Annotated in this window: 22 protein-coding genes, 1 tRNA gene and 1 rRNA gene; 11 read left to right on the forward strand and 13 right to left on the reverse strand. The window is 57.9% G+C overall.

All coding sequences use genetic code 11. The features are described from left to right. Positions 1-477 precede the first annotated feature (477 nt). The 5 genes from HMPREF2894_RS08600 (at position 478) to HMPREF2894_RS08620 (ending at position 4,792) form a co-directional block, all read left to right on the forward strand. Entirely contained in the window at positions 478-1,458 is a 981-nt protein-coding gene (locus HMPREF2894_RS08600; protein WP_049338637.1) for a mannose/fructose/sorbose PTS transporter subunit IIA, read from the forward strand. Continuing rightward, entirely contained in the window at positions 1,455-2,321 is an 867-nt protein-coding gene (locus HMPREF2894_RS08605; protein ID WP_012902657.1) for a PTS mannose/fructose/sorbose transporter subunit IIC, read from the forward strand. The genes HMPREF2894_RS08600 and HMPREF2894_RS08605 overlap by 4 nt, the downstream gene beginning before the upstream one ends. An 11-nt stretch (positions 2,322-2,332) precedes the next feature. After that, complete coding sequence (locus HMPREF2894_RS08610) at positions 2,333-3,187, forward strand: PTS system mannose/fructose/sorbose family transporter subunit IID (RefSeq protein ID WP_012902656.1); 855 nt, start codon at positions 2,333-2,335, stop codon at positions 3,185-3,187. Between the two features lie 172 nt (positions 3,188-3,359). After that, the gene (locus HMPREF2894_RS08615) at positions 3,360-4,133 is read left to right on the forward strand and encodes an HAD-IIB family hydrolase (protein ID WP_049352261.1); all 774 of its coding nucleotides are present in this window, start codon (positions 3,360-3,362) and stop codon (positions 4,131-4,133) included. A gap of 134 nt (positions 4,134-4,267) precedes the next feature. Further along, positions 4,268-4,792: a hypothetical protein gene (locus tag HMPREF2894_RS08620; RefSeq protein WP_172855766.1), complete on the forward strand. Its 525-nt coding sequence runs from the start codon at positions 4,268-4,270 to the stop codon at positions 4,790-4,792. Positions 4,793-4,966: 174 nt separating this feature from the next. Here the strand turns inward: HMPREF2894_RS08620 and HMPREF2894_RS08625 are convergent, their stop codons facing one another. From HMPREF2894_RS08625 to HMPREF2894_RS08640, 4 genes are all read right to left on the reverse strand, one after another. Continuing rightward, on the reverse strand, positions 4,967-5,314 hold the full coding sequence (locus HMPREF2894_RS08625) for a hypothetical protein (RefSeq protein WP_049338642.1): 348 nt from the start codon (positions 5,312-5,314) through the stop codon (positions 4,967-4,969). An 11-nt stretch (positions 5,315-5,325) separates the two neighbouring features. Then, positions 5,326-5,844, reverse strand: coding sequence for a hypothetical protein (locus tag HMPREF2894_RS08630; RefSeq protein ID WP_070678849.1), 519 nt, complete (start codon positions 5,842-5,844; stop codon positions 5,326-5,328). Between the two features lie 193 nt (positions 5,845-6,037). Then, the gene (locus tag HMPREF2894_RS08635) at positions 6,038-7,780 is read right to left on the reverse strand and encodes a cation:proton antiporter (protein WP_070678852.1); all 1,743 of its coding nucleotides are present in this window, start codon (positions 7,778-7,780) and stop codon (positions 6,038-6,040) included. 249 nt (positions 7,781-8,029) lie between these two features. Continuing rightward, a complete protein-coding gene (locus tag HMPREF2894_RS08640; protein WP_049340057.1) occupies positions 8,030-8,980 on the reverse strand; it encodes a hypothetical protein in 951 nt (316 codons plus the stop codon). 291 nt (positions 8,981-9,271) lie between these two features. Here HMPREF2894_RS08640 and HMPREF2894_RS08645 point away from each other — a divergent pair, with 291 nt between their 5' ends. From HMPREF2894_RS08645 to HMPREF2894_RS08665, 5 genes are all read left to right on the forward strand, one after another. Further along, a complete protein-coding gene (locus tag HMPREF2894_RS08645) occupies positions 9,272-9,874 on the forward strand; it encodes a TetR/AcrR family transcriptional regulator (protein ID WP_012902649.1) in 603 nt (200 codons plus the stop codon). A 257-nt stretch (positions 9,875-10,131) separates the two neighbouring features. Beyond that, entirely contained in the window at positions 10,132-11,529 is a 1,398-nt protein-coding gene (locus HMPREF2894_RS08650; protein WP_070678855.1) for a galactokinase, read from the forward strand. Positions 11,530-11,964: 435 nt separating this feature from the next. Beyond that, positions 11,965-12,129: a hypothetical protein gene (locus HMPREF2894_RS08655; RefSeq protein WP_005504128.1), complete on the forward strand. Its 165-nt coding sequence runs from the start codon at positions 11,965-11,967 to the stop codon at positions 12,127-12,129. A gap of 479 nt (positions 12,130-12,608) precedes the next feature. Then, positions 12,609-12,929, forward strand: coding sequence for a glutaredoxin domain-containing protein (locus HMPREF2894_RS08660; RefSeq protein ID WP_049338656.1), 321 nt, complete (start codon positions 12,609-12,611; stop codon positions 12,927-12,929). 1 nt (position 12,930) lies between these two features. Further along, positions 12,931-13,749: a shikimate 5-dehydrogenase gene (locus HMPREF2894_RS08665; RefSeq protein WP_049352252.1), complete on the forward strand. Its 819-nt coding sequence runs from the start codon at positions 12,931-12,933 to the stop codon at positions 13,747-13,749. A gap of 342 nt (positions 13,750-14,091) precedes the next feature. On the opposite strand, the gene HMPREF2894_RS08670 is transcribed toward HMPREF2894_RS08665, so the two are convergent. The 3 genes from HMPREF2894_RS08670 to HMPREF2894_RS08680 all read right to left on the reverse strand — a co-directional run bounded on the left by HMPREF2894_RS08670 (position 14,092) and on the right by HMPREF2894_RS08680 (position 16,494). After that, positions 14,092-14,913, reverse strand: a complete 822-nt coding sequence (locus tag HMPREF2894_RS08670; protein ID WP_070678858.1) for a rhomboid family intramembrane serine protease — start codon at positions 14,911-14,913, stop codon at positions 14,092-14,094. A gap of 57 nt (positions 14,914-14,970) precedes the next feature. After that, positions 14,971-15,795, reverse strand: a complete 825-nt coding sequence (locus HMPREF2894_RS08675; RefSeq protein WP_049338659.1) for a rhomboid family intramembrane serine protease — start codon at positions 15,793-15,795, stop codon at positions 14,971-14,973. Positions 15,796-15,966: 171 nt separating this feature from the next. Then, complete coding sequence (locus HMPREF2894_RS08680; RefSeq protein ID WP_005508008.1) at positions 15,967-16,494, reverse strand: peptidylprolyl isomerase; 528 nt, start codon at positions 16,492-16,494, stop codon at positions 15,967-15,969. A gap of 173 nt (positions 16,495-16,667) precedes the next feature. Between HMPREF2894_RS08680 and HMPREF2894_RS08685 the strand changes: the two genes are divergently transcribed. Beyond that, on the forward strand, positions 16,668-17,003 hold the full coding sequence (locus tag HMPREF2894_RS08685) for a hypothetical protein (RefSeq protein ID WP_005504118.1): 336 nt from the start codon (positions 16,668-16,670) through the stop codon (positions 17,001-17,003). Positions 17,004-17,285: 282 nt separating this feature from the next. Here HMPREF2894_RS08685 and rrf read toward each other — a convergent pair. From rrf to HMPREF2894_RS08715, 6 genes are all read right to left on the reverse strand, one after another. Then, a 5S ribosomal RNA gene (gene rrf, locus HMPREF2894_RS08690) occupies positions 17,286-17,402 on the reverse strand. Positions 17,403-17,405: 3 nt separating this feature from the next. Beyond that, positions 17,406-17,478, reverse strand: a tRNA-Ala gene (locus HMPREF2894_RS08695). Positions 17,479-17,569: 91 nt separating this feature from the next. Next, positions 17,570-18,769 (reverse strand): acetamidase, encoded by a 1,200-nt coding sequence (locus tag HMPREF2894_RS08700; protein ID WP_239662310.1) that lies wholly within the window; start codon positions 18,767-18,769, stop codon positions 17,570-17,572. Between the two features lie 208 nt (positions 18,770-18,977). Further along, a complete protein-coding gene (locus HMPREF2894_RS08705; RefSeq protein WP_012902638.1) occupies positions 18,978-19,430 on the reverse strand; it encodes a DUF3349 domain-containing protein in 453 nt (150 codons plus the stop codon). Between the two features lie 50 nt (positions 19,431-19,480). Next, the gene (locus HMPREF2894_RS08710) at positions 19,481-19,774 is read right to left on the reverse strand and encodes a hypothetical protein (protein WP_044149971.1); all 294 of its coding nucleotides are present in this window, start codon (positions 19,772-19,774) and stop codon (positions 19,481-19,483) included. Between the two features lie 14 nt (positions 19,775-19,788). After that, positions 19,789-21,018, reverse strand: a complete 1,230-nt coding sequence (locus tag HMPREF2894_RS08715; protein WP_049358266.1) for an inorganic phosphate transporter — start codon at positions 21,016-21,018, stop codon at positions 19,789-19,791. Positions 21,019-21,072: the final 54 nt, after the last annotated feature.

Consider the following 21,072-nt stretch of genomic DNA (forward strand, 5'->3'; position numbering starts at 1 on the left):
GAAATGACGGTTTATAGCGGCATATTCCAGAAATACCATTCTGTGGACAGACCGCAGGAAAATGTTGGTTTTTTATAAATCCCACATCTTTTGATCCGTGCACCCATTTTTTGTTCGGTATTTTCTTTGTAAATCATTTTCTTGCACTATCACAGTCCAAAATATCCCATAACAAGCACCTCGTCAGTCCGCTTGCAAGATGCCGTCATTCCTGAAATTTCACAAAAATAACGCATTTCTCCCCGTGTCGACAACCTTTTTTCGGTGTTCTGTTTAAATTTTTTACACCCTGGCAATAAATACGTGTTTTGACATCAAAAACCCATATTCCAACACTTGAAAAAATGTCACAAGAACCTAAAGTGTGCAAAGCCAGATAAAACCCACAAAACACAAAAACAACGTGTTACTATCTGAGAATTATGAGGCCCTTCACGGGGCCACTACACACCATGTCACGAACACGAGAGGACCACTATGGTCACTATCATTGTGGCGGCACACGGCGAGTCGGCTCCGGCTCTGCTGAAGACCGCCGGCATGATCCTCGGTAACTTCGAGAACGTCCACCCGGTCACCTTCCTGCCGGGTCAGGGCCCCGAAGATCTCGTCGAAGAGTACACCCGCATCGTTGAGGCATCTGAAGCAGAAGAAACCCTGCTGCTGGTCGACCTCTTCGGCGGTAGCCCCTACAACGCCGGTGCGCAGTTTGCAGCCACCCGCGAGGGCGTCGACGTCGTCTCCGGTGTCAACGTACCGATGCTTATTGAGGTCATCTCCGGCGCAGGCCGTAAGAACGCAACCCTCAAGTCCCTGGTCGCTAAGGCGCACAAAGCTGGCACTAAGGGTATTCGCTCCTTCCAGGAGGCGAATCAGCCCGCAGCCGCCAAGCCCGCCGAGGCGAAGCCCGCAGAGACCAAGGCGGTCGAGGTTCCGGTTGCTCAGCAGGTTCCCGGCGGCACCATGGACGCTATCTTCACCCGCATCGACTCCCGCCTGATTCACGGTCAGGTGGCAGGCACCTGGGTTCCGCATATCGCACCGCAGACCTTCATCGCGGCATCCGATAATGCGGCACACGATCAGCTGCGCAAGTCCCTGCTGCTGCAGGTCGCGCCGACCAGCGTGAAGACCAATGTCCTGGACATCGCTAAAGCTGGCCGCGTGTACAACAACCCCAAGTACACCGGCATGAAGACCATGTTCGTCGTAGAATCCCCCGTTGACGTGGTGCGACTGCTCGACGAAGGCGTCAAGATCAACGAAGTGAACGTTGGTGGCGTCACCTTCAAGACCGGCATGGTTCAGCTCTCGGACGCAGTGTACGCCTCCGAGGAGCACCTGGAAGCCTACCGCGAACTCATTAAGCGCGGTGTGAAGCTGACGGTGCAGCAGCTGCCCAACCACTCCCCGGTTGATTTGGAAAAGATCCTCAAGCAGAAAGGCCTGGACGCATGAGCGCCCTGACGTTTATTCTCGTTGTTCTCGTGGCGTTCATTGCGGGCGTCGCATCCGTGGTGGACGAGCGTCAGTTCCACCGCCCCCTTGTCGCTTGTACCCTGATGGGTTTTGCGCTGGGTGACCCGACTACCGGCATTATGCTCGGTGGCGCACTGGAGCTCATCGCCCTGGGCTGGATGAACGTCGGTGCGGCGATGGCTCCCGACTCAGCTCTGGCGTCCACCATCTCCGCTGTTGTTGTGATTCAGGGTCACCAGGACATCACCACCGGTATTGCTATTGCTGTGCCGCTGGCGGCAGCAGGTCAGGTTCTGACCATTTTCGTTCGTACCATTACGGTGTTCTTCCAGCATCAGGCGGATAATTTCGCAAAGACGGCTAACTTCCGCGGTATTGAGTTGATGCACATTAGCGGTATGGCTCTGCAGGGTCTGCGCGTGGCTATCCCGACCGCTATTGTGGCGCTGATTAGCTCCGACGAGCTGACCCGCCTGCTGGGCATGATTCCGGAACAGGTGACCATCGGTCTGCGTATTGCCGGTGGCATGATTACCGTGGTCGGTTTCGCAATGGTCATCAACATGATGCGTTCGAAGGCCCTCATGCCCTTCTTCTTCCTCGGCTTCATCGCCGCCGCCGCTATCCCGGCAACCCAGTCGATTGTGCCGCTACCCGGCGGAAGCTCAAAGGACGTCCTCGTGGCACTGTCCACCCCGGCACAGTTCAACCTGGTTGCTATCGGCCTGGTCGGCGCCTGCCTGGGCCTGCTGTACACGCAGCTGAACCCGCTCTTCCATAAGAGTGAGGCACCCGCCGTAGCACCGGCCGCCGCCAATGACCTCGACAACGAGCTCGAATAAGGAGCATCACCATGACTGAAAACAAGAACGTCGAGCTCGTTGAAGTTCCCGAGCTCACCCAGCGCGATAAGGTCGACACCTACATCCGCTCCACCTTCCTGCTCGGTTCGTTCAACTTCGAACGCATGCAGTCCATCGGTTTCGCGGTTTCCATGATTCCGGCCATTAAGCGCTTCTACACCAAGAAAGAAGACCAGGCGGAGGCGCTGACCCGCCACCTGGAGTTCTTCAACACCCAGCCGTGGGTTGCATCCTCGATTATGGGCGTGACCGCTGCGATGGAGCGTGAGAAGGCAGCCGGTAAGGACATTGACGAAGCCGCCATCACCAACGTTAAGGTGGGCCTGATGGGCCCACTGGCCGGCGTGGGCGACCCGATTTTCTGGGGTACCGCACGTATCGTGCTGGCGGCTCTGGGCGCATCCCTGGCGGTGACCGGCAATATTCTGGGCCCGCTGCTGTTCTTCTTCGGCATGACCGCAATTCGTTGGGCAACCCGCTGGTACGGCTTCAAGTACGGCTACGAGAAGGGCACCCAGATTGTGACCGAGGCGGGCGGCAACACCCTGCAGAAGATTACTCAGGGCGCCTCCGTGATGGGCCTGTTCGTGATGGGTGCTCTGGTGTACCGCTGGACGAGCGTGAACATTCCGTTGCCACTGACTAGCTACACAAACCAGGCGGGCGAGACGGTAAATGTGACCGTCCAGTCCGTGCTGAACGATCTGCTGCCGGGCCTGGCCTCGCTGGGTCTGTGCTTCCTGTGCATGTGGCTTCTGAAGAAGAAGATTAACGCCATCTGGTTGATTTTCGCCCTCTTTGGCGTGGGCATCCTCGGTTCCTACCTGGGATTCCTGGCTCTCTAAAAATATGAGGAATGAGCCCTTTCACCCTTCAGTGAAGGCGTGAGATTCAGGGGCTATATCTCAAGTGGTGGGGGTGCGGTCGGTACACTTAAAAGTACCGGCGGCACCCCCGTTTTTTATGGGTTGCGGCGCACAATTCGCGGCAATGCAGCCCTCCCGCGAAGGAGTTTCTATGACCAAATTGATGGCTTTCGATCTTGACGGCACGATCCTGTTTAACCGTGCCGTGGAGCCTGCCACTGAGCAGGCGATTGCCCGCTGGCAGGCGGAGGGTAACCTGGCGGTCTCGTGCACGGGCAAGAGCATTTTTGCCACGCAACTGGCGTTGAACCCGACCGCCATCCGTTTTGATTACCACGTGCTGTACACGGGTGCGGTGATTACTGACCGGCAGTACCGGGTGATTTACCATCAGCCTCTTCCGGTGAGTGTTGTGCAAGCGTGCTACGAGCATTTCAGCACCGTGGACGGCGTGGCTCTGTTCGCGACGACTCTGGATAACGATTACAGCCTCTGCGACCGGGTGGGCTCCTCGACGAATATCCTGCCGGAGTTCACTCCCCTGCCGGCTGACGACCTGCAGAACCACGAGTACGTGGGTGTGCCCCTGTGGATTCCGGATGCTCAGGTTCGCGAGGCGGCGTACACCTGGATTCTGGAGCGTTTTGGTGATTCGGTGGACTGCCACAAGAACCAGGATTTCCTGGATATTGTGCCGCCCGCCTGCACAAAGGGCACCGGTCTGCAGCATCTGGTGGAGTACCTGCAGTCGGAGCATCCGGGTAGCTCCTATGAGGTGCATACGATTGGAGATTCGTGGAACGATATCGACATGCACCGCTACGCTGACCGTTCGGCGTCGTTCTGCTACTCCCCCGATGAGGTTAAGGCTGTCACCACCGATTGTGTGGATAAGGCGTACGAGTTTATTGAGGCTTCCCTGTAGAAGCTGCCGAGGTGGCGTTTAGGTGCGGCGAGCGCCCGTCTGCCAGCCGCTTCCGCGTACTCGCCGCCTACTCCCCCGTTTCACGTGAAACACCCGCTTTCCCGTTACTCCCCGTGTACCCCCGTGAGGTTTCTATGTGCCCTTCCGCTTCTCAGCCCCGTAAGAACCAGCCCGGCAAGGATCAGTTTCCCAAGAGCCAGTCCCAGAAGAGCCAGCAACCGGAGCCTGCCCAGTCTTACGACCCGTCCAGCTTCTCTGACACCTTCCGCGCTATGGCGCGTGAATCACTCGTGAAGAACCAGAAGAACCGCCCGGACTCCCCCATCGTCTCGATTTCCCCGGTGCTGATTGTTTTGGGCGCCATTGCGGCGGCGCTGTACGGGCTGTGGCAGAGCTGGGCGTGTCTCATCCCGCTGGTGCTGATTCTGGTGCTCATGTGGGTTCGCTACACGATGCAGCGTCAGGCGCTCAACGATTTTGCGGAGCTGGAGGCGGCACGCACCGCATGGAAAAAGACCCGCAACCGCCAGTACCTGGAGCTGATGGCGGCGCAGTCGACGCGCATCCTGGATGAGAATAAGGCGCTGACCAAGCAGGCTCGCGCGCACGTGCAAGAGTACGCGGATTTCGCGGCACAGAAGCTGGGCACTCAGCGCTAAAGACCCCGCTGCGCTCGCTCGCCCCTCCCAAAAAGTATTCGACGAGCGTTAGTCGAGGTGAGTGTTCAGGCACCCAAAAGACCGTAACCACTCCCCTGTACGGGGGGCGGTTACGGTCTTTTATTTACGTCAGATACCCTCTGCGGGGGTCTTTTACGTCTTAGGGGTTACACCCTAGTTGGTCTTCTGTGCGGGTGCTTCAGCAGGCTCTTCTGCGGCTTCCTCGACGGACTCCGCAGATCCTTCGTCTGCGCTGTCAGTAGCCGGAGCCTCGTCCAATCGCTGCACCACAGCGGGGCGGTCATCAAAGCCGCGGCGGGTGCCTCGGGCAGCCTTCGCCTCCATGGTGTACAGCTGCTCGCGATTCGTCAGCACCACCAGGGTCATGGCGTTCAGGCAGACACCCACAATGCACAGAATCCAGCCGATCAGCATGAACCGACCACCGGAAAGCACCGCGCCGGAAAGCATCAGGGCAACAGAAACCAGGTACGCCGGGGAAAGCAAAAACTTCGTATTCACTACCGACCTACCTAGCGTGCGTTGGAGCGGGGCTTGGGGGTACGACCCGAACGGGGACGCGAGGGCAGAACGCTCATACGGCCGGGGGCACGATCAACAATCGGCTGAGATTCGGTGGGCTCTTCCTCGCGGACCTCTGCAGTTTCAGCGGGCGCGGTCGCCTCAACAGCCTCAGCGGCTTCAACGGGAGCCACTTCATGCTCAGCCTCTGCGGTTGCTTCCGCTGACTGCTCAGCAGCTTCGTGCTCAGCAGCTTCACGCTCTTCACGGCGGTGCTCTGCGCGCTCGCGGATACGGTTCTCCACGGAGGATTCGAAACCGTCCAGGTTGGTCACCAGTGCGGGGGTCGGGTCACCCTTCGCCTTACCCACGGACAGCACAAAGGCGAGGACATTCAGACCCAGCGCGAGGATGAGAAGGATCCAGCCCAGCCAGATGAGCCAGGGACTAGAGGATCCGACCATGAGCGCGCCGCAAAAAATTACGCCGAGGGAGGTCAGGTACGCAGGCGAGAGAGTCTTGAAATCCATGTCTACTTTCAATGTGTTCGTGAGTTTGAGAGAGCTAACGTACGTTCACTACGTTTCCTGTCTCATTTTAGGTGATAGTTGAGGCTTAATCTGCTTCTGCCCCTGTCTATCGCCTGTGAGCTAAAGACCAGATGGCTTATCTCGGTGGCGTAGGCAGGGGCAGAAACGTAGTGTTCGCGCACGGGCGTACCGGCTAGGACTTGGGGGTTACCTCGTTAGTGACCAGGGGCGAGGCGGGCGCGTTTTCCACCACGGGGATTGCGCGGGTGCTCAGGGTGCCCTGGTGCTTCTTCCAGAGGTTGTAGCGTTCCATGGCGACCGCGCCGGCGGTCATGGCAGGAAGAATGAACATGCCGGAGGAGCGGATGCTTTCTGCCTGCGCCAGGATGTCCAGCTTACGCACCACGCGGGTCACGTCGTGGGAGTCGTAGCGGTCCTGAGCAGAAATAACCTCGTTCTGCGCGGCGACGAGGGCGGCATCGCGCAGGCGCACGAAGTCGTTCCTCTTGTCCTTAAGCTTCTCCATGTGCTGCTTGTATTCTTCGGGCAGTGCCTCGCTGATTTCGTCTCGGCGGGTAATGGCGGAGCACATTTCCTTCACGCGAGCGTAGGTTTCCGGGTCGGTGGTTGCCTTCGCTTCAGCCTGCAGCGCCTCGAGGGCTGCGACCTGCGCAATCTTGAGCAGCTCGGGTACGGCGGTTTCTTCTTCATGGTTAGCCTGCACGCCAAGGACCTTCACGAGCAGGGGCAGGGTCAGGCCGGGCAGCACGAGGGTGAAGAAGAGTACGGAGAGCATCATGACGATGGCGTCCTGGCGTACCTGTTCGGTGCCGTTGACCACGGGGATGGACAGGGCAAGAATCAGGGTCACGAGGCCTCGCATGCCGGACCAGGTCATGATGATAACTTCGGCGAAGCTTTCGGGGGCGCCTTCGTGGATGGGGTTCTTGCGTCCTGCCAGCCAGACGATGGTGAACCAGATGAGGCGCACCAGGATGGCGACCAGTGCGACCAGGGCACCGTCAGCGAAGAGGCTTGCGATACGGGAGGGGTCGGCGGTGGCGATGATACTACTTGCCTGCAGGCCGATGAGGCCGAAGGCGACACCGGTCATGAGCAGCTCAATGATCTGCCAGAAGGAGGTGGAGGAGAGGCGTTCTTCCGCTTCGAGTGCCGCCATGTATTTGGTGCTGGTGAACTGGATAGCGCCGATGACCACGGCAATAACGCCGGAGGCGTGCACGCTTTCAGCAGCGAGGTAGGCGCCGAAGGGGATCATGAGGGTCACGGCGTTGCTGGTGACCACGTCGTGGGCACGCTGGCGAACGTAGCCGCCAAGCCAGCCGAAGATATAACCAATAATGACCGCGAGGATCGAGCCGAGCACGAAGTCCTTGGCGACCGAGAGCGGCTCGATGTGGTGGCCGCTGGTCATGGAGTGGATTGCGGCGTGGAAGAGAACGATTGCGATAGCGTCGTTGAAGCTACCTTCGGTCTGCAGAGTACCGATGAGGCGGCGGGGGATGCCGACGGGCTCAGCGACTGCTTCCACGGCGACGGGGTCGGGCGGGGAGACGGCGGCACCGACGGCAAGGGCGACGGCGATGGTCATACCGGGGACCCACCACATGGCTGCGCCGGCAATTGCCAGGGCGGAGACGGTGGTGAGAAGGACCGAGTAGAGCAGTACGGATCTCCAGCGGCGGCGCAGGGTGCCCCAGGAGAATTTAACGCCGATGGCCCACAGTAGCGGCGGAAGGAAGATCGGCAGGATGATGTCGCTGTCGATAGTAAGATCCGGTCGGTTGGGGATGAAGAGCGCGGCGGTGCCGAGCAGGGTCATCATGACCGGCCAGGGGAGGTTGAGTCGATCACCGACGCTGACCATAAACACGGTCGCAATCAGGATGATGACAATAACGGAGAGGTAAAGCATTGGTCCGGTGTTGTTCCTTTCGCGCGGCTAGGGTTAGTCGGCTACGTCTTTCTACTCTACCGGAGGGGCTCATTCCGCTTTTCGGATATGGGGGTTCTGCAGCGTTTATTGTGGTGTTGTTTACCTCTAAGCCTAATGCTCTTTACGGAATATAGAGTTTTCCCCTGAATATCTCTGCTTTTCAGCAGGTTATTCAGGGGAAAATTCTATATTTGGAATATATCGATTGGGGTAGCTACCTCTAGCAGATTACTTAGAGCCGCATCCACCAGCACCGCAGCCACAACCGCCAGCGGGAGCTTCCTCCACGACCGGTTCAGGCTCGTCGTGGCCACCACAGCAGCCACCCTTTTCTTCCTTTGGTTCGTCGTGGCCGCCGCAGCAACCGCCACCACCGTGGGAGTGACCGTGAGCCTCAGCCGGAGCTTCAGCGGAGGAACCGCATCCGCCCGAGCCGCAACCGCAACCACCGGCGGAAGGTGCCGGCTCCTCGTGGCTACCGCAGCCACCCGAGCCACAGCCACAACCGCCACCGTCAACCGAACCGCAGGCGGAGCCGCGTGCGTCGCGGTGACCCATGAGGTCCACGCCGAGGTCGGAGAGGTAACGCAGGTAGCCTGCGAGGGCGTCGCGTCCACCGGTGCCGGAGATGACGATGCCGCCGTGACGCAGTGCTTTGAGTACCTCGTTGACCATGGGCCACTGCTCAATATCATCGGTAATGGTGATGGCGCTGACCACGTGCATTGCGAGGGAGGTCAGCGAGCGCAGGGACTGTTCGTAGCCTTCGGGCAGGTGGATGACCTTGGCGGGTGCTGCCAGACGCAGGATGGACAGCACGCGCATGAGCATCATGGGTACTGCATTTTCGGGCAGTAGTACGGTCACGCCGATGGCGGAGGATTCTGCAATACGTTCAATGCTTGCCGCGAGTTCTTCGGAGTCGATATCGCGGGAGATATCCAGTACTTCGTAGGAGTCCACGGCGATGGAGCGGGTGCCGAGGGCGTCGGCGAGTGCTTCATCTTCGGTGTGGATCGCAATCATGTTGCGGAATTCGTTGCGGCGCACGACGGAGGCTGCCTCGATAAGGGTGAAGTCCTGTCCGTCACCGTCCACGAGGAGGGTGTGGATTTCTTCGCGGTTGAGGCCTTCGCCTGCGGTGGCGCGCTCGATTAGTTCAGAAAATGCATTGCTCATACCGAATATTAAACACCTGATTTTGGGGCGTTCGCCCGCGAGGTTTACCTGTCTTGGCGGTTTTGGGCGGTTTAAGACGTGATTTTATGCCGAGAGCGTGGGCGGCTACCTATTCTGTGTGTGCTGAAGCGTTTTTGGTGGCAAAAGTGCTCGTGAAACGCGAACCGTTCGCTCCGGGTGAGTGAGAATCAACATTGCTTTTTGGGTTTGTACCGCGTATTTGTGGGGTTTTTGTTTGCCACGGGGTGCATCTTGCTCCCGCAACAGATTTGAACACCCTAAAATGAAAGGGTGGTACTTTCCCGTGAAAAGATTCTAGATACCGCCTACGAGGTCTTGGCGACCTACGGTTTGGCGGACCTTTCCATGCGCCGACTTGCTCAGGAGCTTCACGTGGCTCCCGGCGCTCTGTACTACCACGTGAAGAATAAGCAGCAGCTTCTGATTCTGTTGGCGGATTACATTCTGGCTCGTGCCCCGAAGTCGATGTCTGAGGAGGCTGAGCCGAATCCGGAGGCTATTCGCGCTTCGATGATTCGCCGCGGCGATACGTTGTTCTCCCTGCTGTACCCGATTCGTGAGTGCCCTGAGGTGGTGCGTTTGAGTTTGACTCTGCACCCGCGTGAGTTGAAGCCTGTGGTGGCTATGGCTCATGAGTTCCAAGCTCTTGGTTTGGGTCATGCGGAGGCGCTACGTCGTGCTCGTTTGTTGACCCATATTGCGTTGAGCCTGGTGGAGGAGTATCAGACTCTGCCGCTGATTTCGCCTCAAGAGGCTGTGGCGAGTGGCGATGTTCCTCTGATTGAGAATGCGTTTAACCGTTACCGCCAGGATCTGCTTTCTGCGATTGATTCGATGATGGTGGTGCAGGAGCCTTATACGCAGGATGCGTAAGTCGCCTGTTCCTCTTTTGGTTTATTAGTTGTGTATGGTGCCCCGTGCCCCCTTGTGGGGGTGCGGGGCTTTTGCGTGCGTTGGTGCTGGCTGCTCTGCTGCGCTCTGATACCGGCGCGGTTTGGCGGCTGAGTCGATGTTCGCCGGTTGTCTGCTTTAGTCTAGAGGTGACACATGCTTGTACCCGGAGTGTATCGGGTGCGCGAAGGGTGTCGTTTATGTTTTAGCGCCCTGTTGGGCTTTATCAGAGGTGTTCCATGTCGATGACCGCTACCGCCCAGTGGGCGGCTCTTCCGGACCATAACGCGGAGATTGCGCGTGTGCGTGAGGAGTTTATTACTGCGTATGGTTACGAGCCGGATGGTGTGTGGTCTGCGCCTGGGCGTCTGAATCTTTTGGGCGAGTACATTGATTTTTTGGGTGGCTCGTGCCTGCCGATGCCATTGCCGTACCGCACCTATGTGGCGGGTGCGTTGCGTCGTGATGGTGTGTTGCGCGCGGCTTCATTGCAGATGCCCGGCGATGAGCGCACGGTCGTGATTCGCGATATTCAGCCGGGTCATTTGAAGGGCTGGTTCACCTATGTGGCGGGTGTTGCGTGGGCGATGAATCAGGAGGGCGGCAGGGATATTATGCTGCCCGATGAGTTTGGTGCTGACCTGCTGATTAATTCTCGTGTTCCGGTGGGTGGCGGTTTGTCGTCTTCGGCTGCTTTGGAGTGTTCGACGGCGTTGGCGTTGTTGGAGCTCTCGTGTCCGGTGCGTGATGAGTGCCCGGAAGCGGATGCTACCCCGGCTGATAGTGATGCGTTGCGTGCGCGTCTGGCTCAGGTGTGTATTACGGCTGAGAATAAGATGGCTGGCGCGCATACGGGTGGCCTGGATCAGACGGCGTCGTTGCGTTCGTATCCGGAGCAGGCTCTGGTGGTTGATTTCCGTGATTTTTCGATTGAGCCGGTTGCGGTGGATATTGCCCAGCATGGCTTGAGCTTTTTGGTGATTGACACGAACACTCCGCATGAGCTGACGGATGGCGGTTTTGCGGCTCGTCGTGCGGCGTCTGAGACGTGCGCTGACGCTTTGGGTCTGCGTTTTTTGCGTGATGCCCTACCGGAGGATTTGTCGTGTGCGGGTATGGATGCGCGTGCGGCAAAGGCGTGGCGTGCTGACTTGGTGGATTCTTCGGTGAATCGTGCCTTGGATGCTCTGGAGGATGCGGGTCGTCCGTGTTCGTTCCCGCGTGGTTGGGTGCGTCATGCGTTCCACGATATGACTCTGGTGGGTCGTGCGAGCTATTTGCTGCAACATGCTGATGAGCTGGGCTTTGCGGCGTTTGAGGAGGCGGGCCGCATTTTCACGGAGTCGTTTGTATCGATGCGTGATGAGTTGCGTGTTTCTCGCCCTGAGATTGATGATGCGGTGCAGGTGTGCCTGGATCGGGGCGCGTTGGGTGCCCGTATTGTGGGTGGTGGTTTTGGTGGCGCGGTGATGGCGCTGATTCCGACCTCTCAGCTGGAGGCTGCCGCGGATGCGGTGGCGACTGCGTATGCTGTGCGCGGCTATGCGGCGCCTCGTTTTTTGCCGATGGTTGCTGGTTTTGCGGCGTCTCATGATTGGGCTGCGGGCGCTGCTCCTACGGATATTCCGGTGTTGTAGGGTTGGGCGCTGAGGTCTGTCATAAATCGGCGGGGTGTCATAGGGGTGTTTTTTCAGGGGTTTGAACAATATTCTTAGCTGGAAGTTTCCTGCGAGTTTCTGCAATTTTCCTCCGGTTATCCCCTGTAATAACGCGCTGATAAGCCATAATTTTTTGGTCGTTGGTCAAAAATGGCGCCACGTTTTCTGAGGGTGGTTTTTCTTGCCTTCGCGGGTATGTACACTTATCGACGGACGCAATCCGTGAGCTGTAAAGTTTCGATGCGCATAGTCCGGCATATGGATAGCATCTACACTGGGTTCGACCGTCACATACAAGCCCAGCTTGCAGGTTTCGTCCACCAAAGCATCACACTCCAGTTTTCTGCCCGCCCCGGGCAGGTACCTCACCAAGAGTGAGGCTTTAGAGCGCGAAAGCGCAGAAAGGAGGCCCCCGTGGGCTTCGATATCAAGGGCACCGTTGAGCAGGGCCTCGACAAGGCTCAGGAAGTCATCAACGAAAAGGCTGGCAAGGAGGTCGTCACTGACGAGCACGTTGCCAAGGTTGAAGAGGTCGTGACCGAGAACGTCTCCAAGCTGACCGAGAAGTTCGGCAAGTAAGGCGACAGCCTCCTTTGGATTGGCGCCCTGCCTCGCCTCCTCATGGGGTAGGGCGCCATTCCCCTGGGTTTGCATTACAGGCTTTCACTCAACATCTCTCTCGAATATATGGGGCGTTCTGCCCCGCCTGGGTTCTTTCACTCACTGACTCACTCGGCATATTGCTCAGCTTCTGCTACCGCCGGGTAGCCTGTTTTCACTCTTCTTTTACTCTTACTCAGCACAAGTGCTCGCGCTTTCTCGCGAACTGTATACGCCCCGCATCATTGGTCCGGCAACCTTGGTGTGGGGCGTATGCCGTTAAAGCGCCGCTGTAAAGACTTCTGGGCGAGTGCGCCGCGGACGTTCGCCCTATGAGGACCTCTCCCCTGCCCCTGTAACCTCAGGCTATGCTTGATATGTCAACTTATTGAGCTGCGCCCTCAGGTAGGTTTCAGTGCCTCCTGAAGACCGCGGAGCACCCCGTCTATGGAGGAACTATGTTTGAACGTCAGCAGTCCGATCAGCAGAAGGCACGCGAGGTCATGAAGGATGGTGGCGTCGTCATTTATTGGCGCCCCGGCTGCCCCTACTGCGAGGCTCTGGATTCTAAGCTGGGCGAGCTGGGCGACCACGCTACCTGGGTGAACATTTGGGAGGATCCGCAGGCTGAGGCGCATGTGAAGTCCCTCAACGACGGCAACGCGACCGTCCCCACCGTGGATACCGGCGACACCCACTTTGTGGTCGCTGACTTGGTGAGCCGCAACAAGGTGAAGAAGCTGATTGAGAACACCCTCAACTCTAGCGGCGAGGCTTAAGATGGCTCGCCCGGCACTGAACCGCGATACGACGGTCTGCATTTCCCTGTCTGGTCGCCCGTCGAATCACGGTATTAAGTTCCACAATTACCTGTACGAGAAGCACGGTCTGGATTACCTGTACAAGGCGATGACCACCACCGATATTGAGGGTGCTATCGCCGGCGTGCGTGCTCTAGGTATTCGTGGCTGCTCGGTGTCTATGCCGTTTAAGCAGGCTGTTATCCCGCTGATGGACGATATGGACCACTCGGCTGCGGTTATTGGTGCGGTGAACACGATTGTGAACACTGACGGCTTCTTGAAGGCGTACAACACGGATGTGATTGCGGTGGCTTCCCTGCTGCGTTCGCATAATGTGGATCCGTCTCTGCCGTTCCTGCTGCGCGGTTCGGGCGGTATGGCTGCGGCTGTGGCTGGCGCGTTCTTTGATGCGGGCTTCTCGCAGGGCATGATTATTGCCCGTAACGAGGAGACCGGTCGCGCGCTGGCTGAGCGTTACGAGTACGCCTGGGCGCCGGAGGTGGGCAACCTGCGAGCGCCGATTCTGGTGAACGTGACCCCGATTGGCATGGCTGGCGGTGAGGAGAGCGAGGAGCTGTCCTACTCGCAGGAGGCTATTGCTGAGGCGCAGGTGGTCTTTGACGTGGTGGCGATGCCCGTTGAGACTCCGCTGGTTCGTGCGGCTCGTGCGGCGGGTAAGGAAGTTATTCACGGTGGCGAGGTGATTGCTCTGCAGGCTGCTGAGCAGTTCCGCCTGTACACCGGTGTGGAGCTCACCCCCGAGGAGGTTGAGGAGGCGGAGGCTCAGGCGAACTAGGTTCGCGCCCGCTGCTTCTTCGCCCCGTGAGGGGCTCGATACGTGAAAGTGCCCGGAAGGTTGATCCTTCCGGGCACTTTTTGTTCTATCCGGCGCTTCGCGCCGAAATTTTTTGTAATTACACACATCCTGGTACTTAAGGTTTTCCACATCTGTGGAGAAATCTGGGGAAAACTCTTACACCCGTGTAATTCACTCTGTGTAATTCGGTCATTCTAGCCTGTATCCACAGGTTTTTAACATGTACTCACACTCGTGGAATTACACGAATGTAGTTATACACAATGTGGAAAACTGCTGTGGATAACCCGACTCCGAGGCGGATTTCCGCGGGTTTCAGGCTCAATAGCGGCCCTTGAACCGCCGCTGCAGGCCCTGTTGCGGCGGCTCCGAAGATTCAGATGACTCGGGCTTCTTCACGAACGGAATAATCAGCAGGGTCGCGAGCGCGCCACTGACAAGACCGCCAAAGTGTCCCGCGTGGGAAAAATTCGGGTGGAAGAGGCTCTGCACAACATCAATACCCATGAGCAGAATAAAGAGGCGTGCGGTGTCCTTCTGCTTCCGAAGAAGCAGAAGGACGAAGAACGCGCCGTAGAGACCGTACACACCGCCTGACGCACCCACGGCACCCCGGTAGTAGGAGAAGAGGTACACGCTGCAGCCGGCACCCACGGTAGCCGCCATATATACGAAGAGGAACTTCCACCGCCCCATCATGCGCTCGAGGGACACACCGAAGATGAAGAGGTAAATCATGTTCCACACCAGGTGCATCGGATCAGTTTGCGAGTGCACAAACCCGTGCGTGATGAGGCGGTAGTACTCGCCGTGGTGAACACGGGGACCAGACATCATGCCGAGGTTGTGCACCCAACGGAATGGAATAATCTGTTGCAGACCGTACACCACGACGTTAATCAGAATGAGCGTGTACGTAATATGCCAGTGACGGGCGATGAAGGAACGCTTCGGGCTCGAGGCGCCTCCATTGAGGTCACGGTAGCAGTCGGGGCAGACCATGCCCACATCCAGCGCTACCTGGCATTCGCCGCAGACGGTGCGGTTGCAGCGCCCACACTGGGCGTAGCTAACGCGGTCGGGGTGGTTGACGCAGACCGTGGGGCTCTGCCCGTAGCCTGCGTAGTTGGGAAAGTTCTCCACTGACCCTCCAAGGGTTGTGTGCCGGATTTTCCGAAGATTTTTCACGTATTTTCAGGCTTAGTACCTGCCGTTTTGCCATTGCTGCGGGCTCTGCTGCTGAGGAGGCTCGGGCTTATCCACAAGCGGGACAAACAGCAGTGTCAACAGCACACCACCGACAAAACCACCCGCATGGCATGCGTGGGAGATATTCGAGGGGGTCAGAATGCTATAGATGATGTTCGGGGCAGTAATCATGACGAACACTCGTGCGGTGTCCTTCTGCTTCCTGATGATTAGCAGGGTCAAGAAAGAGCCCATGAGGCCGAATAGACCACCGGAGGCACCCACCACGCTGGTGTCAGATGCCAGCACGTACACGCCGAGGGCGCCGAAGACGATAGAGCCCAGGTACACGAGGAGGAACTTCCAGCGCCCCATCATGCGTTCGAGGGACACGCCGTAGATGAAGAGGTTAATCATGTTCCACACCAGGTGCATCGGGTCGTTCTGCATGTGCAGAAAACCGTAGCTGATGATGCGGTAGTACTCGCCATGCTGGACGTAGGGCCACCAGATGTTGCCGTGCCTAACCACCCATTCATTGGGAATGATCTGCTGCAGACCGTACATCGCGACGTTAATCAGAATGAGCGTGTACGTAATGTGCCAGTGGCGCGCCAGGAATGAGCCCTGTGCTTTCGAACCTTGCGCCTTCGAGCTGCCGCCCGTGAGGTCGCGGTAGCAGTCGGGGCAGACCATGCCCACATCCAGCGCTACCTGGCATTCGCCGCAGACGGTGCGGTTGCAGCGCTTGCACTGGGCGTAGCTAACGCGGTTGGGGTGGTTGACGCAGACGGTTGGGGTCTGCCCGTAGCCTGCGTAGTTGGGAAAGTTCTCCACTGAACCTCCAGGGGTTGTGTACCGGATCAACCGGGGTGGTGTGCGGGGGATGGCGCGCGCGGGCATATAAGCGCAGGGACCCACCGGAAGAATCCTGGCGGGCCCCTGAACTATACGTGTTTTCTCAACACCTTCAGCAGAATGCTCGTATGAGCCTTCCGATGGGGTTTATTAGAGCTTTTCGATGTCGATCGAGGAGATGACAACGTCCTTGACCGGGCGGTCCTGGAAGCCGGTCTCAACGCCCTCAATAGCGTCAACAACCTTCTTGGATGCCTCGTCGGTAACCTCACCGAAGATGGTGTGGCGGCCGTTCAGCCAAGGGGTCTCAACGGTGGTGATGAAGAACTGAGAACCGTTGGTGCCGGGGCCTGCGTTAGCCATTGCCAGCAGGTAGGGCTTGGAGAAGGAGAGTTCGGGGTGAATCTCGTCCTTGAACTGGTAGCCGGGGCCACCAACGCCCATGCCCAGGGGGTCACCACCCTGAATCATGAAGTCCTTGATGATGCGGTGGAACACGACGTCCTTGTACAGGGGGGTGTTCATGATTTCACCGGTGCGGGGGTGCTTCCACTGACGGGAGCCGTCAGCGAGGCCGATGAAGTTCTCAACAGTCAGCGGTGCGTGGTTGCCGAAGAGCTCGACGACGATGTCACCGTAGTTAGTGTGGATAGTTGCCTTAGCAGTTGCATTAGTCATGGCTCTATTGTGGCACGGGGCGGCGCTCATTCGCCATCTAACATGTTTTTTCGCCCCGGGCGCACCGTTGGGCGGGCTTTTTGGGCGGGAATTGAATATCCTGAGAGGTGAACACTACGCGCGCGGCGGCGTTTTCTGGTCGCTGGCGCATTTCAACCGATGGAGGTCACCCCATGTTCTGCTGCAAGAAGCGTAAGGCACGCAAGGCTGCTAAGGCTCAGGCTATCGTCTCTTCTCTGGCTGCTGTTGAGTCCGCGCTGGAAGGCAAGACCGCTGAGATGTTCGCTGAGAAGCTGACCGGCAACAAGAAGGCCCTGAAGAAGGCTCGTAAGGCTACCGCAAAGACCGTTCGCGCCGCTGAGAAGGAACTGGCTCGTATTGAGCGTAACGGCGGCAAGCGCCCCCGTAAGGGCCTGGCGTTCCTGGGTCTGCTGGTTGCTCTGGGTGTTGCAGGCGCCGCAGCCTACAACGCAGCTCGCCCCGTGGAGGACCCCTGGAAGAACGCATAAGCGTTATTCCCCGCATTTTCTTCTCTACACGTTCTGAGGCGCCGCTAGCGGCGTGAGGGAGCGCATTGTGAGAGATAGCCGCCCGCTAGAGTTTTACTCTGACGGGCGGCTATTAGTTTATTTTTTCGGGGTGTTTGTTTTTTAGGGGGGACAGGGGCGAGAGGAGGAGCTAAAGATAGAGCACTGAATCTCCCCGGGTGCACCCTGCGGTATTTCCCCTAACATACCCGGATATACAAAGAACCCCATGTCTTTCGACATGGGGTTCTCGGTTCAAAAATAAACCGGCGATGACCTACTCTCCCACACCCACAAAAGTGCAGTACCATCGGCGCGAAGAGTCTTAGCTTCTGGGTTCGGAATGGAACCAGGCGTTTCCCTCTTGCTATAATCACCGGAAAGTGGAGGCGAGGGGACTCGAACCCCTAACCCTCTGCTTGCAAAGCAGATGCGCTACCAATTGCGCCACGCCCCCGCGGTGCTCTACTAGTCTATAACACCTTTTGTGGCTTCACCAAATCCCCAGGCACATTTTTTTAGTTAGACCCATCACATTACTGAGGGGTTTAGGTAATAACCTCACCCGGCACTGTTGCCTCACGCTTCGTCAGAGCCTGCAGGGGGCCACTAACTTCCTGCAGGTACTTACGAACCGCAGTGCGTTGCGCCTCCTTCGCAGACTCCTCCTTCGATTCCGGCGCCTTGAAGCCCAGCTTGAACGCATCCCACTGGCTCGCCGAGGGGTACTTCTCACGAGCATTCCACACCAGCGAGAACGAGGCCAAAGTGTTCAGCTCCTTCTTCGTGGCAGCCTTCGACAGCACATCAGCAACCGTTGCCACGCGTGAAGACTCGGCAACACTCACCGAAATCTTCGACTGCGCACCCGAGGGCAGGCTCAGCGCCTTCTCCGGAGCCAACTGAATATTCAGATGAATCTGCTGTACCCGCTCATTCTTCAAATCCAGCTCAGCTAGCGCACGGAAACGCTTCATCAGGGATTCATAGTTCTCATCAATCACCACAGCGTTCAGGCGCAGCTCATCCGCAAGCAGCCCCACCTGAGCGTAGCTCGCATTAGTTCCCAGCGCTGCGTTAGCGGTCAGTACCTTCAGCCACTGCTCTTCTTTCAAAGTCGCCGAATCATTGACTCGCAGTGGGCTCACCGGCGCATCCGTCACCGTATTAGCAACGTTCTGCGGGTCATTCGCCAAATCCACACCGCCATAGGTAACGCTCAGCCGGTGCAAAGAACCGTAAACGGACAGATTAGTCAGAGCCGTAGCAGCCGCCGCCAAATCGGCCTGTGCCGCCGCCGTGAGGGAGAAAGAACCCACCAGACGCAGGTCCTGTTCACTACGCCCCTTACCCACATAAATACGCCCCAGCGACTCAATCTTCAGGTAGCGGGTATCGATATTTTCACGCACCAGACGCTCACGACGCGCCAACAGCTTCTCCGTTGAAACCACCACCGCAGCATCCTCGCCCAGCACACCGGTGGCGGCGATCTGCGGCATTGCGGCAAGCACCCCGGCGGCGGCAACCACGCCGCCGGTCAGAAGCAGGGAACGGCGGGGCACCACGAGGCGGCGCACCTGCCCGGCAATAGCCTCTTTAGCGGCATCTACGCGGGTAGAGGGGGTCTTAGTCACAGAGTCCTCAGCGGCAACGGATGCTGCCTCAGAAGAGCCCTGAGAGGCTCCCCGGGTAGAAGTATCGGGAATGTGAGAGTTCTCGGGTTCCAAAGAAGGGGAAGAAGACACAGAATCTCCAGGATGCAGGGCGAGCGCAAAGCCCACCAACGGTTTGAGGGGAGTGAAGTCCCTCTAGAATACCGCCCGCACCTATGCGCATGCCGACAACCCGCTGCGCATCCATCGCAAGGGCATAAAGAAAACCTATGGGGTGGACTTGAGTCCACCCCATAGGTCACAAGATTCATGAGAGTTTTCACCTCTCACAGCAGGCTATTTAGTCGTCCTGCGCAGCAGTAGCGTTCGGAGCCGGAATATTAGCCGACTCGGCAGCCAACTCAGCGATACGAATCTCACCGGTCGTCGGATCATCGTAGGTCACGTACTCGGTACCGCCAGCCGTAGGCTCGGCGTCCTCATTCACATGGTTCTCCGCAATCAGGAAGCCGTGCGCACCAAGAATCTTAGCGACGCGGTCAATATCCTGAGGAGTCGGAGTATGGTCCACCACGCGGCGAATGTACTCATTAATGCGCTGGTCACTCACATACGCCTCACCACGGGCAGCACGGGACTGCATGAGCTGGCGAACAACTTCCTGCAGCTGCTCATCGGTCAGACGCATCTTCAAAATAGCCATCACTGCCGCGCGGTCCTGCACCGGAACATCCTTGGGATACCCGACGCTCAGCCAGTCGATTACTCGAGAGATCATGCTCTTATCAGGCATCGAGCCCCTCCTTCGAAGCAGTCATCATATGCAATTTAGTGTTCACGGGATTAGTGGCCTCCACCGGTTACGCCGAAGATATTCCAGCCGAAAGTGTGGTCGATAAAGTCCTTAGCGACCCAGAGAATACCGATGATTACGATTGCTACGATAATAGCAAAAATGCAGAACGCAGCAATCTTCGCCGCCGTTCCCGGAGGCTCAATTTCAACGAGCTTGCCGTCCGCGGTGTACTCGGTACGACCAGCCAGCATACGCAGACCCAGCGCATAGAGCGCCGGAAGGCCCGCGCCAAAGAACAAACCGGCAATCAGCACCGGAATAACCTTGTTCACAATGTCCATCAGATATTCCACGACTACGAACCTGCCTTCCCAGTAGCAAGGGTCTGGGCTTCTGCGGATGCCTCAGCGCTGGTGACTGCAGCGCCTTCCTTTTCATCCCAGTCGCCAGTCACGTTCGAAGCGTCAATGTTGTCCTTCTGGGAATGACGCCACATCAGGAAGCAGAAGATCACCAGCAGAGCGAACACGGTCATTTCGCCAACAAACTGGGTGCCGGTCAGAGCATTCAGGCCGTGACCAATCAACCAGGTCAGAGCACCCACAATCGCGGCAGCCGGCAGAGTAATCAGCCAAGCAACCACCATGCGGCCAGCAACAGACCAGCGAACCTCAGCACCCTTACGACCCAGGCCACTACCCAGAATCGAACCGGACGCCACGTGAGTGGTCGACAGAGCCATACCGAAGTGGGAGGAAGTCAGAATAATCGCAGCGGATGCACCGTCAGCAGCAACACCCTGCGGGGTGTCAACCTCAACGATGCCCTTACCGAGGGTGCGGATAATGCGCCAACCGCCCAGGTAAGTACCCAGAGCAATAGCAATAGCGCAGGAAGCCTTCACCCACAGGGGGATCGCGTCATCGTTGCTCAGAGTACCCGAAGCAACCAGAGCCAGGAAGATCACGCCCATGGTCTTCTGCGCATCGTTGGTACCGTGCGCCAGAGACATCAGGGATGCGGTCGCAACCTGTCCCTTGCGGAAGCCGCCGTGCTTACGGTCGTCAGCCACCGGGGCAGCAATACGGTAAACCAGCCAGGTGCCGGTTGCCGCCACAATAGCCGCAATGACGGGGGAGAGGACCGCGGGAACAATAATCTTGGACAGAACACCCATCCACTGCACGCCGTCAAAGCCGATAGCGACAATAGCCGAACCAATCAGGCCACCAAACAGAGCGTGCGAGGAGGAGGAGGGAAGACCCAGAAGCCAGGTCAAAACATTCCAGAGGATACCGCCCACCAGACCGGTAAAGACGATGAGCATCAATGCCGGACCGTCCGTTGTTACATCGATACGGTCCAGGTTCACGATGCCGCTACCGACCGAACGCGCCACCTCAACAGAGAGGAACGCGCCAACGAGGTTCAGGGACGCAGACAGCGCCACGGCGGTCTTAGGCTTCAGCGCACCGGTGGCGATGGAGGTTGCCATCGCGTTGCCGGTGTCGTGGAAGCCATTCGTAAAGTCGAAGGCGAGCGCGGTCAGCACCACGATCACGAGAATAATGAGTTCTGTAGTCACAAGAAAATTATCTGTCGGTTTTCGCGAAATCTAAAGTATTCCGAATTAACACGA

Source organism: Rothia sp. HMSC066G02 (genome assembly GCF_001813145.1).
GTDB lineage: Bacteria > Actinomycetota > Actinomycetes > Actinomycetales > Micrococcaceae > Rothia.